The sequence below is a fragment of the Pseudomonas sp. HTZ2 genome, from assembly GCF_033173945.1.
Classification (GTDB): domain Bacteria; phylum Pseudomonadota; class Gammaproteobacteria; order Pseudomonadales; family Pseudomonadaceae; genus Aquipseudomonas; species Aquipseudomonas guariconensis.
Genome location: NZ_CP137332.1, coordinates 4,737,090 through 4,756,337 on the forward strand (window position 1 = coordinate 4,737,090; position 19,248 = coordinate 4,756,337).

At 63.7% G+C, this 19,248-nt stretch carries 15 protein-coding genes; 10 read left to right on the forward strand and 5 right to left on the reverse strand.

Going from position 1 to position 19,248, the window contains the following annotated elements:
- Positions 1-44: 44 nt before the first annotated feature.
- From acnD to prpD, 3 genes are all read left to right on the forward strand, one after another.
- Positions 45-2,633, forward strand: a complete 2,589-nt coding sequence (gene acnD / locus R6G97_RS21995) for a Fe/S-dependent 2-methylisocitrate dehydratase AcnD (RefSeq protein ID WP_043213999.1) — start codon at positions 45-47, stop codon at positions 2,631-2,633.
- 130 nt (positions 2,634-2,763) lie between these two features.
- On the forward strand, positions 2,764-3,954 hold the full coding sequence (gene prpF / locus R6G97_RS22000; RefSeq protein WP_317847530.1) for a 2-methylaconitate cis-trans isomerase PrpF: 1,191 nt from the start codon (positions 2,764-2,766) through the stop codon (positions 3,952-3,954).
- 69 nt (positions 3,955-4,023) lie between these two features.
- Complete coding sequence (gene prpD, locus R6G97_RS22005; protein ID WP_317847531.1) at positions 4,024-5,508, forward strand: 2-methylcitrate dehydratase; 1,485 nt, start codon at positions 4,024-4,026, stop codon at positions 5,506-5,508.
- 157 nt (positions 5,509-5,665) lie between these two features.
- On the opposite strand, the gene acnB is transcribed toward prpD, so the two are convergent.
- Positions 5,666-8,275 (reverse strand): bifunctional aconitate hydratase 2/2-methylisocitrate dehydratase, encoded by a 2,610-nt coding sequence (gene acnB, locus R6G97_RS22010; RefSeq protein ID WP_043213992.1) that lies wholly within the window; start codon positions 8,273-8,275, stop codon positions 5,666-5,668.
- A 406-nt stretch (positions 8,276-8,681) separates the two neighbouring features.
- Between acnB and R6G97_RS22015 the strand changes: the two genes are divergently transcribed.
- Positions 8,682-9,149: a DUF1289 domain-containing protein gene (locus R6G97_RS22015; RefSeq protein ID WP_090346856.1), complete on the forward strand. Its 468-nt coding sequence runs from the start codon at positions 8,682-8,684 to the stop codon at positions 9,147-9,149.
- A gap of 48 nt (positions 9,150-9,197) precedes the next feature.
- On the opposite strand, the gene queD is transcribed toward R6G97_RS22015, so the two are convergent.
- Positions 9,198-9,554 carry a 6-carboxytetrahydropterin synthase QueD gene (queD, locus tag R6G97_RS22020; protein ID WP_043213989.1) on the reverse strand — a complete coding sequence of 119 codons (357 nt, stop codon included), beginning with the start codon at positions 9,552-9,554 and terminating at the stop codon, positions 9,198-9,200.
- A 52-nt stretch (positions 9,555-9,606) separates the two neighbouring features.
- Complete coding sequence (locus tag R6G97_RS22025; protein WP_043213988.1) at positions 9,607-10,686, reverse strand: hypothetical protein; 1,080 nt, start codon at positions 10,684-10,686, stop codon at positions 9,607-9,609.
- A gap of 228 nt (positions 10,687-10,914) precedes the next feature.
- Here R6G97_RS22025 and R6G97_RS22030 point away from each other — a divergent pair, with 228 nt between their 5' ends.
- The 5 genes from R6G97_RS22030 (at position 10,915) to R6G97_RS22050 (ending at position 15,021) form a co-directional block, all read left to right on the forward strand.
- Positions 10,915-11,223 carry a PepSY domain-containing protein gene (locus R6G97_RS22030; RefSeq protein ID WP_043213984.1) on the forward strand — a complete coding sequence of 103 codons (309 nt, stop codon included), beginning with the start codon at positions 10,915-10,917 and terminating at the stop codon, positions 11,221-11,223.
- On the forward strand, positions 11,223-11,537 hold the full coding sequence (locus R6G97_RS22035; RefSeq protein ID WP_090346855.1) for a PepSY domain-containing protein: 315 nt from the start codon (positions 11,223-11,225) through the stop codon (positions 11,535-11,537). The genes R6G97_RS22030 and R6G97_RS22035 overlap by 1 nt, the downstream gene beginning before the upstream one ends.
- On the forward strand, positions 11,538-12,206 hold the full coding sequence (locus R6G97_RS22040) for a response regulator transcription factor (protein WP_070574033.1): 669 nt from the start codon (positions 11,538-11,540) through the stop codon (positions 12,204-12,206).
- Positions 12,203-13,522, forward strand: a complete 1,320-nt coding sequence (locus R6G97_RS22045; RefSeq protein WP_043213977.1) for a sensor histidine kinase — start codon at positions 12,203-12,205, stop codon at positions 13,520-13,522. Before R6G97_RS22040 ends, R6G97_RS22045 begins: the two co-directional genes overlap by 4 nt.
- 341 nt (positions 13,523-13,863) lie before the next feature.
- Positions 13,864-15,021, forward strand: coding sequence for an HPP family protein (locus R6G97_RS22050; RefSeq protein ID WP_317847532.1), 1,158 nt, complete (start codon positions 13,864-13,866; stop codon positions 15,019-15,021).
- Here the strand turns inward: R6G97_RS22050 and R6G97_RS22055 are convergent.
- A complete protein-coding gene (locus R6G97_RS22055) occupies positions 14,995-15,861 on the reverse strand; it encodes a LysR family transcriptional regulator (protein WP_317847533.1) in 867 nt (288 codons plus the stop codon). The two genes, R6G97_RS22050 and R6G97_RS22055, sit on opposite strands and share 27 nt — an antisense overlap.
- A gap of 177 nt (positions 15,862-16,038) precedes the next feature.
- On the opposite strand from R6G97_RS22055, the gene R6G97_RS22060 reads away from it, so the two are divergent.
- Complete coding sequence (locus tag R6G97_RS22060) at positions 16,039-17,928, forward strand: propionyl-CoA synthetase (protein WP_090346905.1); 1,890 nt, start codon at positions 16,039-16,041, stop codon at positions 17,926-17,928.
- A 22-nt stretch (positions 17,929-17,950) separates the two neighbouring features.
- Here R6G97_RS22060 and zapE read toward each other — a convergent pair whose 3' ends face one another.
- Entirely contained in the window at positions 17,951-19,024 is a 1,074-nt protein-coding gene (zapE, locus tag R6G97_RS22065) for a cell division protein ZapE (RefSeq protein ID WP_090346852.1), read from the reverse strand.
- Positions 19,025-19,248: the final 224 nt, after the last annotated feature.

A 19,248-nucleotide genomic window follows, 5' to 3' on the forward strand; every position in this document is an offset into this window, starting at 1 on the left:
GGTGGTGCCCGCTTAGGTAAACCGTGACCGAGCCTGATAACGATATGAACACCGCATTTCGCAAGAACCTACCAGGCACCGACCTGGACTACTTCGACGCCCGCGCGGCCGTCGAGGCGATCAAGCCCGGCGCCTACGATGGCCTGCCGTACACTTCCCGCGTGCTCGCCGAGAACCTGGTGCGCCGTTGCGATCCGGCTACCCTCAACGCTTCCCTGGAGCAGTTGATCGAGCGCAAGCGCGATCTGGACTTCCCATGGTTCCCGGCGCGCGTGGTCTGCCACGACATTCTCGGACAGACCGCCCTGGTCGACCTGGCGGGCCTGCGTGATGCCATCGCCGAAAAAGGCGGTGACCCGGCCCAGGTCAACCCGGTGGTGCCGGTGCAATTGATCGTCGATCACTCCCTGGCGGTGGAATGCGGTGGTTTCGACCCGCAGGCGTTCGAAAAGAACCGCGCCATCGAAGATCGCCGCAACGAAGACCGTTTCCACTTCATCAACTGGACCAAGAAGGCGTTCAAGAACGTCGATGTGATCCAGCCGGGCAACGGCATCATGCACCAGATCAACCTGGAGAAGATGTCCCCGGTCATCCACAACGATCATGGCGTGGCCTACCCGGACACCTGTGTCGGCACCGACAGCCATACTCCGCACGTCGATGCGCTGGGCGTGATCGCCATCGGCGTCGGTGGCCTGGAAGCCGAGAACGTCATGCTCGGCCGCGCCTCCTGGATGCGCCTGCCGGAAATCGTCGGCGTCGAACTGACCGGCAAGCTGCAACCGAACATCACCGCCACCGACCTGGTCCTGGCGCTGACCGAATTCCTGCGCAAGCAGAAGGTGGTCGGTGCCTACCTGGAGTTCCATGGTGAAGGTGCCCGCGCCCTGACCCTGGGGGATCGCGCCACCATTTCCAACATGGCGCCGGAGTACGGCGCGACGGCGGCGATGTTCGCCATCGACCAACAGACCATCGATTACCTCAAGCTGACCGGCCGTGAAGAGCAACAGGTCAGGCTGGTGGAAACCTATGCCAAGACCGCCGGCCTGTGGGCCGACAGCCTGGCCAAGGCCGAATATGAGCGTGTCCTGAGCTTTGATCTCTCGAGCGTGGTGCGCAACATGGCTGGCCCGTCCAACCCCCACGCCCGCGTCGCGACCAGCGACCTGGCCGCCAAGGGGATCGCCGGTGCCTGGGAGCAAGTCCCCGGGCAGATGCCAGACGGTGCGGTGATCATCGCTGCCATCACCAGCTGCACCAACACCAGCAACCCGCGCAATGTGATCGCTGCAGGCCTGCTGGCGCGCAATGCCAACAAGCTGGGCCTGACCCGCAAGCCGTGGGTCAAGTCCTCCTTGGCGCCAGGCTCCAAGGCCGTGCAGCTGTACCTGGAAGAAGCCGGGCTGGAGAAGGAGCTGGAGCAACTGGGCTTTGGCATCGTCGCCTTCGCCTGCACTACCTGCAACGGCATGTCCGGTGCGCTGGACCCCAAGATCCAGCAGGAAATCATCGACCGCGACCTGTATGCCACCGCCGTGCTGTCCGGCAACCGCAACTTCGATGGGCGCATCCACCCGTATGCCAAGCAGGCGTTCCTGGCTTCGCCGCCCCTGGTCGTGGCCTACGCCATCGCCGGCACCATCCGCTTCGACATCGAGAAGGATGTGCTGGGTGTGGTCGATGGCAAGGAAATCCGTCTGAAGGATATCTGGCCGAGCGATGCGGAAATCGACGCCGTGGTCCAGGCAGCGGTCAAGCCGGAGCAGTTCCGCAAGGTGTACATCCCGATGTTCGCCATCGAGCAGGACACCGGGCCGAAGGTTGCGCCGCTGTACGACTGGCGTCCAATGAGCACCTACATCCGTCGCCCGCCGTACTGGGAAGGTGCCCTGGCTGGCGAGCGTACGCTGCGTGGCATGCGCCCGCTGGCGCTGCTGCCGGACAACATCACCACCGACCACCTGTCGCCGTCCAACGCCATCATGCTCGACAGCGCTGCGGGTGAGTACCTGGCGAAAATGGGCCTGCCGGAAGAGGACTTCAACTCCTACGCCACCCACCGCGGTGATCACCTGACCGCCCAGCGCGCCACCTTCGCCAACCCCAAGCTGTTCAACGAGATGGTGCGCAAGGAAGACGGCAGCGTGAAACAGGGTTCGCTGGCGCGCATCGAGCCGGAAGGCAAGGTGACCCGCATGTGGGAAGCCATCGAGACCTACATGGAGCGCAAGCAGCCGTTGATCATCGTTGCCGGCGCCGACTACGGCCAGGGCTCATCCCGTGACTGGGCGGCCAAGGGCGTGCGGCTGGCCGGGGTCGAGGCGATCGTCGCCGAAGGCTTCGAGCGCATCCACCGCACCAACCTGGTGGGTATGGGCGTGTTGCCGCTGGAGTTCCTGCCGGGCACCAACCGCAAGACCCTGGACCTGGATGGCAGCGAGACCTATGACGTGCTTGGCGCGCGTACCCCGCGTGCGACCCTGACCCTGGTGGTGACCCGTCGTAACGGCGAGCGCCTCGAGGTGCCGGTGACCTGCCGTCTGGATACCGCCGAGGAAGTGTCGATCTACGAGGCGGGTGGTGTGCTGCAGCGCTTTGCCCAGGACTTCCTGGAAGCGACCGCCTAAACAGGAGCAGCACGGTCCTTGTGGGAGCGGGTTTGCCCGCGAAGCGTTCGATCAGGCAACACTGTTGCCCGTGCTCACGCTTTGGCGAGTAAACGTGCTCTCACAGGGGCGTGCAAACAGGAATTCGAACATGGCACATGTACCGCAAGTCAAGATTCCCGCAACGTACATCCGTGGCGGCACCAGCAAAGGCGTGTTCTTCCGTCTGCAAGACCTGCCCGAGCGCGCCCAGCAACCGGGCCCGGCGCGCGACGCGCTGCTGCTGCGGGTGATCGGTAGCCCCGACCCCTACGGCAAGCAGATCGACGGCATGGGCGGCGCCACTTCCAGCACCAGCAAGACGGTCATCCTCGCGCGCAGCACTCGCCCTGAGCATGACGTCGACTACCTGTTCGGCCAGGTCTCCATCGACAAGGCGTTCGTCGACTGGAGCGGCAATTGCGGCAACCTGTCGGCCGCTGTCGGTTCCTTCGCAATCAGCGCAGGCCTGGTGGATACGGCGCGCATTCCGCGCAACGGCATCGCCACCGTGCGCATCTGGCAGGCCAACATCGGCAAGACCATCATCGCCCATGTGCCGATCACTGACGGCGAGGTGCAGGAGACTGGTGATTTCGAGCTCGACGGCGTGACCTTCCCGGCCGCCGAGGTGCAGCTGGAGTTCCTCGATCCGGCTGCCGACGAGGAGAGCGGCGGTGGTTCGATGTTCCCCACCGGCAATCTGGTCGATGATCTGGAGGTACCGGGTGTCGGGACCTTAAAGGCGACCTTGATCAATGCCGGGATCCCGACCATCTTCGTCAATGCTGCCGATATCGGTTACACCGGCACCGAGCTGCAGGATGCCATCAACGGCGATTCTGCCGCGCTGATGCGCTTCGAGACACTCCGCGCCTATGGCGCAGTGCGCATGGGGCTGATCGAGCATGTCGACCAGGCGGTGGGGCGCCAGCACACGCCGAAGGTCGCCTTCGTCGCGCCGCCGGTGTCGTACACCGCGTCCAGCGGCAAGCCTGTCGAGGCGGGCGATGTCGACCTGCTGGTGCGCGCGCTGTCGATGGGCAAGCTGCACCACGCCATGATGGGGACTGCAGCGGTGGCGATTGGCACTGCCGCGGCCATTCCGGGCACGCTGGTCAATCTCGCCGCTGGCGGCGGCGAGCGCAGCGCTGTGCGGTTCGGTCATCCCTCTGGCACCTTGCGGGTTGGGGCCGAGGCGCGCAAGGTGGACGGTGAATGGACCGTGACCAAAGCGATCATGAGCCGCAGTGCTCGCGTGTTGATGGAAGGCTGGGTGCGCGTGCCTGGCGATAGCTTCTAGCACGTCGTTGGCGCTCGGCTTGCGTTGAGAAGGGGCTGCGCTGCGGCCCCCTATTCAAGGGAGCAGACAATGAGCGCCAACGTAGACCTCAACGACCGCCCGGACTACGACCGGGTCCTGCAGACCATCGCCGACTACGTACTCGACTACCAGGTCGAGTCGGTCGAAGCCCTGGATACCGCCCGCAACTGTCTGATGGACACCCTGGGCTGTGGCTTGCTGGCGCTGCGCTTTCCTGAATGCACCAAGCACCTCGGCCCGCTGGTGGAGGGCACCGTGGTCCCTCATGGCGCAAGGGTGCCCGGTACGGCCTACCGGCTGGACCCGGTCAAGGCTGCCTGGGACATCGGCTGTACCGTGCGTTGGCTGGATTACAACGACACCTGGCTGGCCGCCGAATGGGCCCATCCCTCCGATAACCTGGGCGGCATCCTTGCGGTTGCCGACCACCTTTCGCAAAAACGCGTGGCCAACGGTGAATCGCCGCTGACCATGCGAACGGTGCTCGAAGCCATGGTCATGGCACACGAGATCCAGGGGGGGCTGGCCTTGGAAAACGCCTTCAATCGCGTCGGCCTCGATCACGTGGTACTGGTCAAGGTTGCCTCCACGGCAGTGTGCGCCAAACTGATGGGCGCCAATCGGGCGCAATTGCTCTCGGCCTTGTCCCATGCCTTCGTCGATGGCCAGGCGCTGCGGACGTACCGTCATGCGCCCAATGCCGGCTCGCGCAAGTCGTGGGCGGCGGGCGATGCGTCCAGTCGGGGAGTGCGCCTGGCCGATATCGCCATGCGTGGCGAGATGGGCGTACCGGGCGTACTCACGGCGTCGCAGTGGGGCTTTTACGATGTCTCGTTCAGCCATACCAACAAGGACTTGGCGCTCAAGCCCGTCGACCAGCGCACGTTGCGTCTCCCTCAAGCGTTCGGCACTTATGTCATGGAGAACGTGCTGTTCAAGATCAGCTTCCCGGCCGAATTCCACGCGCAGACGGCCTGTGAGGCTGCCGTGACGCTGCACCCGCAGGTGCGCAATCGCCTGCACGAAGTCGATCGCATCGTCATCACCACCAACGAGTCGGCGATCCGCATCATCTCCAAGGTCGGCCCCTTGGCCAATGCGGCCGATCGTGACCACTGCCTGCAATACATGACTGCAGTACCACTGATCTTCGGCAACCTGGTAGCTGAGCACTACGAGGACGCATTCCATGCTGCCCACCCCAGCATCGATCGCTTGCGCGAGAAGATGGAAGTGGTCGAGGAGCCGCGCTTCAGCCGGGAATACCTGGAGGCGGACAAGCGCTCCATTGCCAATGGGCTGCAGGTGTTTTTCAAGGACGGGACCCATACCGCCCAGGTGGTGGTGGAGTACCCGATCGGCCATCGGCGGCGGCGCGGGGAGGGCATACCGCTGTTGGAGGCCAAGTTCAGGGAGAACCTGGCGACGCGGTTCGTGCGTCAGCGCTGTGATGAGATCTTTGCCTTGTGCAAGGATCAGGCGAGGCTGGAAGGCACAGCGGTGCAGCGGTTTGTCGATCTCTTTGTGATGTGAGCGCGCCTTGCCAGCCTCTCGCGGGTAAACCCGCACGTTGTTCCATCTGCTTGTGCCTGCCAGGCGTCCAGGGCAGTCAATGCAAGGCCCACAAAAAAGCCCCGGCATCTCTGCCGGGGCTTCTTATTACAGCTTGTAGCTTACAGCTTGCCGCTCATTACGCCTGGACCACTGGGATCTTGGCGTTGGCCGCCGCTTCGCGGAACTCGGCGATTTGGTCGAAGCTCAGGTAGCGGTAGACGTCGGCAGCCATGCTGTCGATGTCCTTGGCGTACTGCAGGTACTCTTCGACGGTCGGCAGCTTGCCGAGGATCGAGGCAACTGCGGCCAGCTCGGCCGAAGCCAGGTAGACGTTGGTGGCGTCGCCCAGACGGTTCGGGAAGTTACGGGTCGAGGTGGAGACCACGGTCGAACCGGTCTGTACACGTGCCTGGTTACCCATGCACAGCGAGCAGCCTGGCATTTCCATGCGCGCACCGGCTTTGCCGTAGATGCCGTAGTAGCCTTCCTCGGTCAGCTGGTGGGCGTCCATCTTGGTTGGCGGGGCCAGCCACAGACGGGTTGGAATGCCACCCTTGACCTTGTCCAGCAGCTTGCCGGCAGCGCGGAAGTGACCGATGTTGGTCATGCACGAACCGATGAACACTTCGTCGATCTTGTCGCCGGCGACGGTCGACAGCAGACGGGCGTCGTCCGGGTCGTTCGGCGCGCAGAGCACAGGCTCCTTGACGTCGGCCAGGTCGATCTCGATGACCGCAGCGTACTCGGCGTCGGCATCGGCGGACAGCAGCTGAGGCTTGGCCAGCCAGGCTTCCATCGCCTGGGCGCGGCGCTCCAGGGTACGGGCATCACCGTAGCCTTCGCTGATCATCCAGCGCAGCAGGGTGATGTTGGACTTCAGGTACTCGGCGATCGACTCTTCCGGCAGCTTGATGGTGCAACCGGCGGCGGAACGCTCGGCCGAGGCGTCGGACAGCTCGAAGGCTTGTTCGACGGTCAGCTCATTGAGGCCTTCGATCTCCAGGATGCGACCGGAGAAGATGTTCTTCTTGCCCTTCTTCTCGACAGTCAGCAGGCCCTGCTGGATGGCGTAGTAAGGGATGGCGTGGACCAGGTCACGCAGGGTGATGCCAGGCTGCAGCTTGCCCTTGAAGCGAACCAGTACCGACTCTGGCATGTCCAGCGGCATGACGCCGGTGGCAGCGGCGAAGGCGACCAGGCCGGAACCGGCCGGGAAGGAAATGCCGATCGGGAAGCGGGTGTGCGAGTCGCCACCGGTGCCGACGGTGTCAGGCAGCAGCATGCGGTTCAGCCAGCTGTGGATGATGCCGTCGCCTGGACGCAGGGACACGCCGCCACGGGTACGGATGAAATCCGGCAGGGTGTGGTGGGTGTTGACGTCGATCGGCTTCGGATAGGCCGCGGTGTGGCAGAACGACTGCATGACCAGATCGGCGGAGAAGCCCAGGCAGGCGAGGTCTTTGAGCTCGTCGCGGGTCATCGGGCCGGTGGTGTCCTGGGAACCGACGGTGGTCATCTTCGGCTCGCAGTAGGCACCTGGACGCACGCCCTGGCCTTCTGGCAGACCGCAAGCGCGGCCGACCATCTTCTGCGCCAGGGTGAAGCCCTTGCCGGTGTCGGCAGGCTGCTCTGGCTTCTTGAACAGATCCGAAGCGCCCAGGCCCAGTTCGGCACGGGCTTTCTCGGTCAGGCCACGGCCGACGATCAGCGGGATACGGCCGCCAGCGCGGACTTCATCCAGCAGGACTTCGGTTTTCAGCTCGAAGGTGGTGACCAGCTCGTCGCTGCCATGGCGGCGTACTTCACCTTTGAACGGATAGACGTCGATGACGTCGCCCATGGCCAGGTTGGTGCAGTCGAATTCGATCGGCAGGGCGCCGGCGTCTTCCATGGTGTTGTAGAAGATCGGGGCGATCTTGGTGCCGAAGCAGAAGCCGCCGGCGCGCTTGTTCGGCACGTACGGGATGTCGTCGCCGAAGAACCACAGCACCGAGTTGGTGGCCGATTTACGCGAGGAACCGGTACCGACCACGTCACCGACATAGGCGACCGGGAAGCCCTTGGCCTTGACCGCTTCGATCTGGGCCAGTGGGCCGACCGAGCCAGGCTGCTGCGGCTCGATGCCGTCACGGGCCATCTTCAGCATGGCAAGGGCGTGCAGTGGGATGTCAGGGCGCGACCAGGCGTCCGGGGCAGGGGACAGGTCGTCGGTGTTGGTTTCGCCAGGCACCTTGAACACGGTCAGGGTGTACTTGTCGGCGATGGCCGGGCGGGCGGTGAACCATTCGCCGGCAGCCCAGGATTCCAGGACGGCTTTGGCGTGAGCGTTGCCGGCCTTGGCTTTTTCAGCCACATCGTGGAAGGCATCGAACATCAGCAGGGTGTGCTTGAGCTGTTCGGCCGCGACGGCGCCCAGTTCGGCGTCATCCAGCAGCGCGACCAGCGTCTCGATGTTGTAGCCGCCCTGCATGGTGCCCAGCAGCTCGGTGGCATGCTTGCGGTCGATCAGCGGGGATTTGGCTTCGCCCTTGGCGATGGCGGAGAGGAAAGCGGCCTTGACGTAGGCGGCTTCGTCGACTCCTGGGGGAACGCGGTGGGTGATCAGGTCTACGAGGAAGGCTTCTTCGCCGGCCGGCGGGTTTTTCAGCAGCTCGACCAGGCCTGCAGTTTGTTCGGCGTTAAGCGGCTGGGGCACGATGCCCAGGGCGGCACGCTCTTCGATGTGTTTGCGGTAGGCTTCAAGCACAGTTATTACCCTCATCAGTGGTCCCTAAAGGGGAGTCCGGGACGCTCATCCAGCATTCTTTGCACCCATGCGCAATGACGGCTTTGTGGGCCGCCCAGCCAGGGTCGCAGAGAATCCTTACAGAAGCTGCTTTCAAAGTTTTACGCCTGTAGAACGGTGAGCTGATGAGGGCTGGCGCGGGCCATGCACGGTGGCATGCCCCGGCCAACGCCGTTCTACCGGATGAACTGTGCTCGTGACGCTTTGAAAACAGCTTCCAACGGACATTGGTGCCTTGAAAAGGCGGTGTGATTCTACGGGAAAAAAAGGGCGAACGTAAGGCGGCGCATACGACTTTAACGAGTGACCCTGCTTAGACAAAGGGCTAACATTGCCGGGTGTTCCACCGCCAGGCTGTTGTCTGTACATGTCCAACCACTCCATCAAAACCCCTTGCGTAGGGCTCTGTTCCACGGTCTATGGCGACCTGGTATGCCGGGGTTGCAAGCGCTTTCATCATGAAGTGATCCACTGGAACAGCTACGACGAGGACGAAAAACGTGCCGTCTGGCAGCGCCTGGAGCAATTGCTGGTGCAGGTGATGATGGCCAAGCTGGAAGTGTTCGACAAACAATGCCTGCGCCAGCAACTGGAGCAACGTTCGATTCGTTTTCTGGCGCACCAGTCCGAGTATTGCTGGGCCTATCAGTTGATCGCCCGCGGCGCGCGCATGATCCGGGACCTGGAAGCCTACGGCATGGCCTTGCTGCCAGAGTTTCGCGACTGGGAGCTGCCGCAGTTGCGCGATGCCATTGACCGGGAGTTTTTCTTGCTTTCCGAAGCGCACTACCAACGCTACATCGCGCCGTCCTTTCTCAAGCAGGCGCTGGGTTAGCCCGCCGACCGCGAGCAGGGGCGCCGCGCAGGCGCCCGTCCAGCGAACTCAGTCGCCGCTGTATTCGCAGCCGCTGGTGCAGGTTTCATGGATGCGGACCTTCGACAGCTCCGGCAGCAGGGGCTTGACCTGGTCCCAGATCCACTTGGCGATCACTTCGCTGGTGGGGTTCTCCAGGCCTGGAATGTCGTTCAGGTAGTTGTGATCCAACTGTTCGTAGATCGGCTTGAAGATCGCCTTGATCTCGGCGAAGTCGCGGATCCAGCCGGTGTGAGGGTCGAGCGGCCCGGTCAGGTGCAGACCGACCTTGAACGAATGGCCGTGCAGGCGACCGCACTTATGCCCGGCGGGAACGTTGGGCAGGCGGTGGGCCGATTCGAAAGTAAATTCTTTGAAGATTTCCACGCTTTAGAGACTCTTGAAAACAATGCTGGCATGCAGTTTATCAGCATGCCCGTTACAAGGCTTGCAGCTGTTCATGCAGCCGCCCGGTGGTGATCAGCTCCAGCAGTTCGTCGCCCAGGCGCCGGCTCTCGGCAATGGCCTTGTACCAGTAACGCTTTCGCGCAGGTGCATCGTCCATGAAGCGTTTGAAGTCGTTGCGGTCTGGCAGCTTGCCGTAGGGCAGAGCGGCCAGGTACTGGGGCGATGGCGTCATCAGCAGCACGTTCTGCAGACGCGTGGCATCGCCGCGGCGCCAAGGCAAGGCTTTATCGAACCAGCCGGGCACCACTTTGTCGGTGAAGTGCGGGTAGAGCACAAGGTCGTCGCCCTGGTAGGGCAGGTCCAGGTGATAGTCGAGCAGGCCGCCGTCGCGGTAGGTGCCGGCGCCTGCGCCGGGAATGTCACGTACGCCTTCCATCACCATGGGGATCGAACCTGAGGCGAGCAGGGCTTGGCGCAAGTTGGCCAGGTCCAGTGGCAGGCAGCGCGACGGGAAATCGGTCAGGGCGTCCAGCGGCGGCGCGGCACGCCCGTCGTGCAGGATGACCCGCTCGAAGTGCCGCGCCAGGCGCGAGCGGCCCAGCAGGTTGTTGGCGATCACTGAGGACAACCCCATGCCCAGGCGAGCGCGATGGTCGTCGGCGAGCAGGCCGTGGCTTTTGACCACCATGATGTTCAGGCGGTAATGCGGGTTGGCGAGTATCTGCCCATCGCGGCCTTGCAGCAGTTCATCGAGCATGCGCGTGCAGCTTTGGCTGACTTCGGTCGGCGTCACGCCTTTGGCAAAATTTTGCTCGGTGTACAACTCACCCAGGCGGCGCAGGCCATCGACGGGGTCGCTCAGGCAAGCACTGGCGAAGCGCCAGGCACCGATCGAGGCACCGATCAGTGCGCGTTGGCGCGGGGCCGAGGGCAGCCACTCACCAAACAGCGCCAGGTCCAGCCCTTGGATGCCCAGTGGCTTGGGGCCACCAGCGGCGCCTGGCAATACGCCCACATCGGCTGCCCGCAGGCCGCGCTCGCGGATCTGGCGCAAGGCGCGTTGGCCTGCCTTGAAGGTCAGGGCGGGGTACTTGATGTGGATGGCGCTCATGACAGATCTCGCAGGCAACAAGCGGGTGATTATAAAGGGGATTGTCTGTATCGGCCTTTTCGCAGGCAAGCACGCGCCCACAGGTGTGGTCTGCGGGAGCGGGTTTACCCGCGAAATGGGAGACAAAGCTGCGCTATCATGCGGCCAGCTGTTTTCAGGTTGGATTAAGGACCGCGGGGTAATCTTAACCCCGTAGACAACTTGCTGATCTCGATGGAGAGAGAACCCATGAAAACTTTGACTGCCCTGTTCACTGCCGCCGCCCTCGCTTTCGGTGCCAATGCTGCCTTCGCCAAGGACGTTCAGCCCGATGAAGTGGTGAAGCTGGTCAATGCCAAGACCATCAAGTCCCTGGACGAGCTCAAGGCTGCCGCCGTAGCCAAGCACCCGGGTGCCACCGTGACCGACTCCGAGCTTGAGAACGAGTACGGCCGCTACATCTACAAAGTCGAGCTGCGCGACACCCAGAACGTCGAATGGGACGTGGACCTGGACGCCAAGACCGGTGAAGTCCTCAAGGACGAACGAGACAACTGATGAGTGATCTACCGCGAACGGCGCGCTACCTGGCCCTGGCCCTGATGGCCGCCTGTTCGCTGGCCGGTGCTAGAGATCTGGACCAGGATGAAGCCCTCGAACTGCGTCAGAAGGGCATCATCCTGCCATTGGAACACCTGCTCGAATCCGCCCTGGGACGTTATCCCGGGGCGCGTTTGCTGGAGGCGGAGCTCGAAGAGAAACATGACCGATACGCCTACGAGGTCGAGTTGCTGACCCCGGCCGGCGTGGTACGGGAGATCAAGCTCGATGCCCGCACCGGTGAGCTGCTCAAAGACGAGGAAGACGACTGAATGCGCCTGCTGCTTGTCGAGGACAATGTCCCCCTGGCCGACGAATTGATCGCCGGCTTGCAGCGCCAGGGGTATGCCGTGGACTGGCTGGCCGATGGCCGTGACGCGGTGTACCAGGGCCAGAGCGAACCTTACGATCTGATCATCCTTGACCTGGGGCTGCCCGGCCTGCCGGGGCTCGAGGTACTGAGCCAGTGGCGCACCGCCAACCTGGCCACGCCGGTGCTGATCCTCACCGCGCGCGGCTCCTGGGCTGAACGTATCGAAGGGCTCAAGGCCGGCGCCGATGACTATCTGACCAAACCTTTCCACCCCGAGGAGCTGCAACTGCGTATCCAGTCGTTGTTGCGTCGTGCCCGGGGGCTGGCCAATCAGCCGACGCTGGAGGCAGCTGGCCTGCACCTGGATGAAGGCCGTCAATGTGTGATCCGCGAAGGTGTCGACATTCAACTGACCGCTGCGGAGTTTCGCTTGTTGCGCTACTTCATGCTGCACCCGCAACAGGTGTTGTCCAAGAGTCACTTGGCCGAGCACCTGTATGACGGCGAGACCGAGCGCGACTCCAACGTGCTGGAAGTGCATGTCAACCACCTGCGTCGCAAGCTGGGTCGCAGCGTGATCGAGACCCGCCGCGGCCAGGGTTACGTGTATGCCGGGAGCGCGGCGTGAGGTCGATCCAGGCACGCTTGAGCCTGGGTCTGGTGGCCGTGCTGGTGGTGGTCGGCCTGGTCCTGGCCCAGCTGAGTCTGTGGCTGTTCGAGGTCGGCTTGCAGCGTTACCTGGAGGCCGGCCTGCGCAAGGAGAGCGAAAACCTGCTGGTGGCCCTGGTGCGCGGGCCGTCAGGGCTGCAGCTGGACGAGCGACGCATATCGGCGGCCTATCAGCGCCCTTTTTCGGGCTATTACTTTCGCATCGACTTCGACCAAGGCACGTGGCGCTCACGCTCGCTATGGGACTTGGACATGCCCAAGCCTGCGGCTGCGGGGCTCGAGGATGGCCTTGAGCTAGGGCCGGAGGGCCAGCAATTGTTGACCCTGCGTGCAGACTACCGACGCCTGGGCCAGGACATCTCGATCAGCGTGGCCCAGGATTACTCCCCGGTGCGCGAGGGCTTCAGGCGCATGCAACAGATCGGTCTTGGCATGGGGCTGGTGGCGTTGGTGTTGGTGCTGGTGCTACAGCGCCTGACCGTGACCCGCTCGCTACGCCCGCTGGAGCGGGCACGCCAGCAGATCGCTCAGTTGCAGCAAGGCCAGCGCTCCCAGCTCGATGCCCAAGTGCCCAGTGAGCTGCAACCTTTGGTGGACCAGATCAACCACCTGCTGGCGCACACCGAGGACAGCCTGCGCCGCTCGCGTAACGCCTTGGGTAATCTCGGCCATGCCCTGAAGACGCCGCTGGCGGTCCTGCTGAGCCTGGCGGCCAGTGAACGCCTGAAGGGATTGCCGGACGTACGTGAGCAACTGCGCGAGCAACTCGAGCAGATCCAGCAACGCCTGGCCCGTGAACTCAACCGTGCGCGTCTGGCCGGCGACGCGCTGCCCGGTGCGCAGTTCGACTGTGACACCGAGCTGCCGGGCTTGCTCGGCACCCTGGGCATGATCCATGGCGAAGGGCTGCTGCTCGAGCGCGACGTGCCACCGGGACTGTTGTTGCCATGGGACCGCGAGGATCTACTGGAACTGCTCGGCAACCTGCTGGACAACGCCTGCAAATGGGCCGACAGCGAGGTGCGCCTGGGTATCGCGCCGACGGTCGAGGGTTATCAGCTGTGGGTCGACGATGACGGCCCTGGCATTCCCGAAGCCGCGCGTCTGCAGGTTCTGGAGCGGGGCTCGCGCTTGGATGAGCAGGTCGATGGGCATGGCCTGGGCCTGGGTATCGTGCGCGATATCGTCGAGGCTTGGGGCGGGACGTTGGCGCTGCTGGAAAGCCCGTTGGGCGGTTTGCGGGTGAGTATCGCGCTGCCGCGCAAGGGGCGTTGAAGGCGCCACGGGCAGCACCTCGATTGGTTCACTGTGGGGTCTGCCACGGCCCATCGCAGGCTTCGCCAGCGCCCATGAGGACCACCGTCAGCCCTGTATTGGCCGGTAAATCCACTTCCACGAGGCCACCGTAACGCCTGGCACTGCAAAAAAATTGCAGTACAGCGGCACTTTTTTGAATTGGCCCGCTTGCTATCACACCCGGCACAATCGCCGCGATGAAACTTCGTGTTTCCATCTCCAGGGACGGAGCCATTAAGCTATTGCATTGGCAATACAAGCCCAGGCCCGTTCGGCTGGGCTTTCTTTTCAAATCAAGAAGAACACGATCGACTGCCCTGATGTCTGCCTCGCGTCCCGAAAACCGTCTGCAGCGCTTATTGCCTGCGCCCCTGAACATCCCTCCCAAAGAATGGTTGCGTGCTGGCCTTGGCGCGCTGCTTGGCCTGCTGCTTGCCGGAACCCTCGTCAGTCTGGCCTATGGTCCCTCGGTCGCCCTGCACCTGCTCGGCCCCCTGGCCGCCTCGGCAGTGCTGGTGTTCGCGGTGCATTCCGGGCCGTTGGCCCAGCCGTGGCCGGTGCTGGGCAGCTATGCCGTGGCCTGTATCGTGGGTTTGGTGATGCGTCATTACCTGGGCACTGAACTGTGGGTCGCAGCCAGCGCCCTGGGCCTGTCGATCGTGATGATGTGCCTGTTACGCTGCCTGCACCCTCCAGGTGGCGGGGTGGCGGTAGGTGCCGTGTTGGCGGACCCGGGGCTGACGGCGCTGGGCAACCATCTGCTCGAGCCGATCGTGCTCGATGCTTTGATCCTGATTGTCGTGGCGGTGCTCTACAACCGTCTCACCGGCGTGCGCTACCCCAAGGGCCCGTTGCCGCGCAAAGACCTGCACCACACCCACGATCCGCTGCCCAGCGAGCGGGTCGGGGTGAACAGCGAAGACCTGGATGTCGCCTTGGAAGAATTGGGCGAGTTCGTCGATGTTACGCGCGATGAGCTCGAGCGCATCATCCTGGCCACCGAGCAGCATGCCCTGCAACGCAGCCTGGGCGGTATCACCGCGGCCTCGGTGATGTCCCGTGACGTGCAGTTCGCGTCGCCGGCCACCACCTTGGAGCAGGCCTGGAAGATGCTTGCCAACCACCAGCTCAAGACCCTGCCTGTACTGGAAGGAGGGCGTTTGGTGGGCATTGTCAGCCTCAGCGACCTGGTCGGCCCGGCCATGGCCCGAGCACGTTTCAGTTGGCGTGGGCTGTTCCGTCGCCCGGTGGTGCATATGGAGCAGGTGATGAGCCGCCGGGTCATCAGTGTCAGCAGCCAGCATCCGCTCGATCGCCTGTTGCCATTGCTCAGCGAGCAGGGCCTGCATTGCCTGCCGGTGCTCGAGGATGACAAGTTGGTCGGCGTGATCACCCAGACCGATCTTATCGCCGGGCTCAAGCGGCACCTGCTCAACGCCGCCGCGCAACGTTCAGATAATCGGGTCCCAGCGCTGTGACCAATCGCTATCGCCGGTGGCCACCAGCCGGCGCAGCACATTGAAGGCTTGCTGCAAGGCCTCGCTGTCGCGCTTGCGGGCGTAGACAAGAAAGGTCGGGTAGGTGAATTCCGGCGCCTGTGGAACCCGCTCGACCACGCCTTTTTCCAGGTAGGCCTGCACCACCCGCGTCCGGAAATAGCCGCTACCCCCTTGCTCGAGGATGAACTGTAACGCCAAGGGGCCCAGGTTGAAGCTCAGCGCCGGGCGTGCGCAGTCGGGCAGGGCGGCATCATGCTGGCGACGGAAGGCCTCGCCCCAGTCGATGTAGATATAGGGCTCGGGTTGACCGACCCGGCGCACGCGGATCAGCTTTTCCTCCATCAATTGCTCCACCTGCAGCCCCGGGCCGTAGGTCGGCTGGTACACCAGCGCGGCATCGAGCAGGCCCATTTCCACCTTGCGCAGCAACGACTCGCCATCGCTCACCTCGCTGCGGATGGCGTGGCTGGGCAATTCCCGGTGCAGGGCGCTGACCCAGGCGAGCATCATCGGGTTGGCCAGGCTCACCTCGCCCCCCACATGCAGCACTTGCTGGCACCCTTGGGGCAGCGGCAGGTCGCGGCGGGCGGCCTCCCAGGTCTGCACCATCTGGTTTGCGTAGATGATGAACGCCTCGCCGTCGCTGGTGAGGGTTGCGCCGTTGCGGCTGCGGATGAACAACTGGCAGCCCAGTTGCTGCTCGAGGCGTTGTACCCGCGCGGTGATGGCCGTCTGCGATACGAACAGGCGTTCTGCGGCGGCGACGAGGCTGCCGCAGCGCACGATTTCCAGGAAGGTACGGGCCTGGTCGATATCCATTGAAACGGCTCTTTGACTCACGAGAAGCCCTATTCTAGGCCTCGTGCTGTAGCGGGGCGACAACCCCGTGCAATCTTGCATATCGGTTGCGACTTAAGTCCGATGGCGGGCGCGGGGTACCGGTCCATACTCGGGGTTCGCCCTTCAATAACAACAAGTACCGGGTTGCAAATCGCCATGACCTACCAGCACAGCTACGCCCACTCCATCGCCGACCCCGCTGCCTTCTGGGCCGAACAGGCCGAACACCTGGCCTGGCATCGCAAGCCTTCGCTGACCCTGCAGGAGAACCCCGACGGCACCCACCGTTGGTTCGCTGATGGCCGCCTGAACAGCTGCCACTTGGCCCTGGACCATCAGATCGAGCAGGGCCGCGGCGACCAGCTGGCGTTGATCTACGACTCGCCGGTGACCGGCGTGCAACAGACCTTCACCTACCACCAGTTGCGAGATGAAGTGGCCCGCCTGGCCGGCCTCCTGCGGCAGCTGGGCGTGGGCAAGGGCGATGGGGTGATCATCTACATGCCCATGGTGCCCCAGGCCGCCATGGCCATGCTGGCCTGCGCGCGAATCGGTGCCGTGCACTCGGTGGTGTTCGGCGGCTTTGCCGCCAACGAACTGGCCCTGCGCATCGATGACGCCCGACCCACGCTGCTGCTCACCGCCTCCTGCGGCCTGGAGTTCGACCGGGTGATCGAATACAAGCCGCTGGTCGATCGCGCTTTGCAACTGGCCAGGCACCAGCCGCGTCATGTCCTGGTGCTGCAACGCCCGCAGGCCCACGCCACCCTGCAGCCGGGGCGCGATCTGGACTGGCAGCAGGCGCAGGCCGGTGTCGACCCGGTGCCCTCGGTGGAGCTGGAGGCGGGTGATCCGCTCTACATCATGTACACCTCCGGCACCACCGGAAAACCCAAGGGCATCGTGCGCGAGAACGGCGGTAACGCAGTCGCCCTGTGCTATGCCATGCGGCATATCTACGGCATGCAGGCCGGCGATGTGTGGTGGGGCATCTCCGATGTGGGTTGGGTGGTCGGGCATTCGCTGATCGTCTATGGGCCGTTGATGAATGGCTGCACCACAGTGTTCTACGAAGGCAAGCCCATTCGCACCCCGGACGCCTCGGCCTATTGGCGCGTGGTTGAGCAGTACCAGGTCAATGGCCTGTTCTGCGCCCCCACCGCCATGCGGGCGATCCGCAAGGAAGACCCGGACGGAGCGCTGATCCGTCGTCATGATTTGAGCTCGCTGCGCCAGTTGTTCCTGGCCGGGGAGAAACTGGATTCGAGCACCCATCAATGGCTGGAGCGGGTCAGCGGCAAACCGGTGCATGACCATTGGTGGCAGACCGAGACGGGCTGGCCGGTCACCGCGCCCTGCGTCGGCCTGGAGGGCAGCGCGGCGCGGCCAGGCTCGAGCAATCGTGCGGTGCCGGGGTACAACGTGCAGGTGCTCGATGACGAGGGCCGACTGTTGGGGCCGAACGAGCAGGGCGCGATCGTCATTGCCTTGCCCTTGCCGCCCGGTTGCAGCCAGACCCTTTGGGGTGATCACGAGCGTTACCTGCAGGCTTACCTGCACCCCCACCCGGGTTACTACCACACCGGTGACGGCGGTTACCTGGACGATGACGGCTTTGTCTACATCATGGGGCGCACTGACGATGTCATAAACGTCTCGGGCCATCGCCTGTCCACGGGTGAAATGGAAGACCTGGTCGCCCGCCATCCGGCGGTGGCCGAATGCGCAGTGATCGGCGTTCATGACGAGATCAAGGGCCAGGTACCGCTGGCGCTGGTAGTGCTCAAGGACGGCGATGGGATCGGCGAGCAGCAGTTGCAGGCAGAGCTGGTGGCCAGCGTGCGCGAGCACATTGGCGCCTTGGCGTGTTTCAACCGCGTGCGTCTGGTCAAGCGCCTGCCCAAGACCCGTTCGGGCAAGATCCTGCGCGCGGTGCTGCGCAAGATCGCCGATGGCCAGGACTACGTGCCGCCTTCGACGCTGGACGATCCGGCGGTGCTCGTTGAAATCGAAGGGGTATTGGCGGATCTGCCCAGGGCGAGTTGACTGGGCAGTGCGAAGCGTGCGCTCAGTCAGGCCCGACCTGATGCAGTTGCCCCAGGCGGCTGCGGGTACGCATCAGGTCGGCGAGTGAGCCGCCCAGGCTCTCTGCCAGCGGCCGCTTGCCGATCACTGTCACGGTCTTGTCCTGGTCGTACAGCACGTCCACCAGATTGACGAAGCGTTGCTGCGCGGCCAGCGAGCATTCGGACAGGTCGTCCAGCCCGTCGATGATCCACGCGTCGAATCGCTCGGCCAACGCCAGATAGTCGATTACCGCTGTGGCCTGTTCGCACAGGTCGGCAAAGGCGAACATCACCGCTCGTCCCTGGCTGGCCAGGGCGCGCAGGTTGCGTTTGTTCACCTCCAGCAGGACTGGCTGCGCGACCGGAAGCGCCAGGCTCTGGCGCTGGTTGGCATCGCCAGGCCACAGGTAATGCCCTTGGGTGAAGCGCTGATGCGCGCGGTTCGCCGGCAGGCTGCGAAAGTCCGTGTCACCGCCGACTTCCAGCACCTGCATGCGGCTGTGGATCAGGCGGATCACCGGCAGGAAGCGCTCGTGATACAGCGGGTTGGGCAGCAGCCCCTCGGGGGCGTAATTGGAGGTCACCAGCAGGCACACGCCGCGGTCGAACAGAGCGTTGAACAGGCGGGTGAGCAGCATGGCATCGCCGATGTCATGGACATGGAATTCATCGAAACACAGCACTTGGCAGTGATCGAGCAGTTCGTCCAGCGTTGCGCCCAAGGCATCATTCAGCGCTCGGTTGCGGTGCATGCCCTGGTGCAGGCGGGCGAAGAAATCGTGAAAGTGCAGGCGGCGCTTTGCCTCGACCGGCACGGCCTGGAAGAACCCGTCGAGCAGCCAACTCTTTCCACGCCCCACTGAGCCATGCAGGTAGAGACTGCGCGCCTGGCCTTGTTCCAGCAGGGCCAGTTGTTCGGCCATGGCCTGGATGACGCGACGTTGCCCGTCGCTCAGCTGGTAGCCGCGGCTGTCGGCCTTGTCCTGAAAGAACGCCAAGAGTCTGTTGTCAGTGGGCGACTCGTTGCGCAAGCGCTGCTTGAAATGACGTAGCGGCATCGGAAGCCAGGCGGACACGTGCGGGTTCCTCGTTGCGAAGGCGGGCAGGGCAGCTTGCAGGAGGCTGGCGCTGTGAGCAATCGAGAATATGCCTAGGGATGATCGTGAAATGCGATGGGTCTAGGCGCTGGAGGCGTTGGAAACTGCGATAAATAAACAAAGCTTATTTGTGAAATACGATAAATCGATTTTTCTTATTCAGTGCAAATTGCTTCCATGCGCTCATGCATCACTCCTTCACA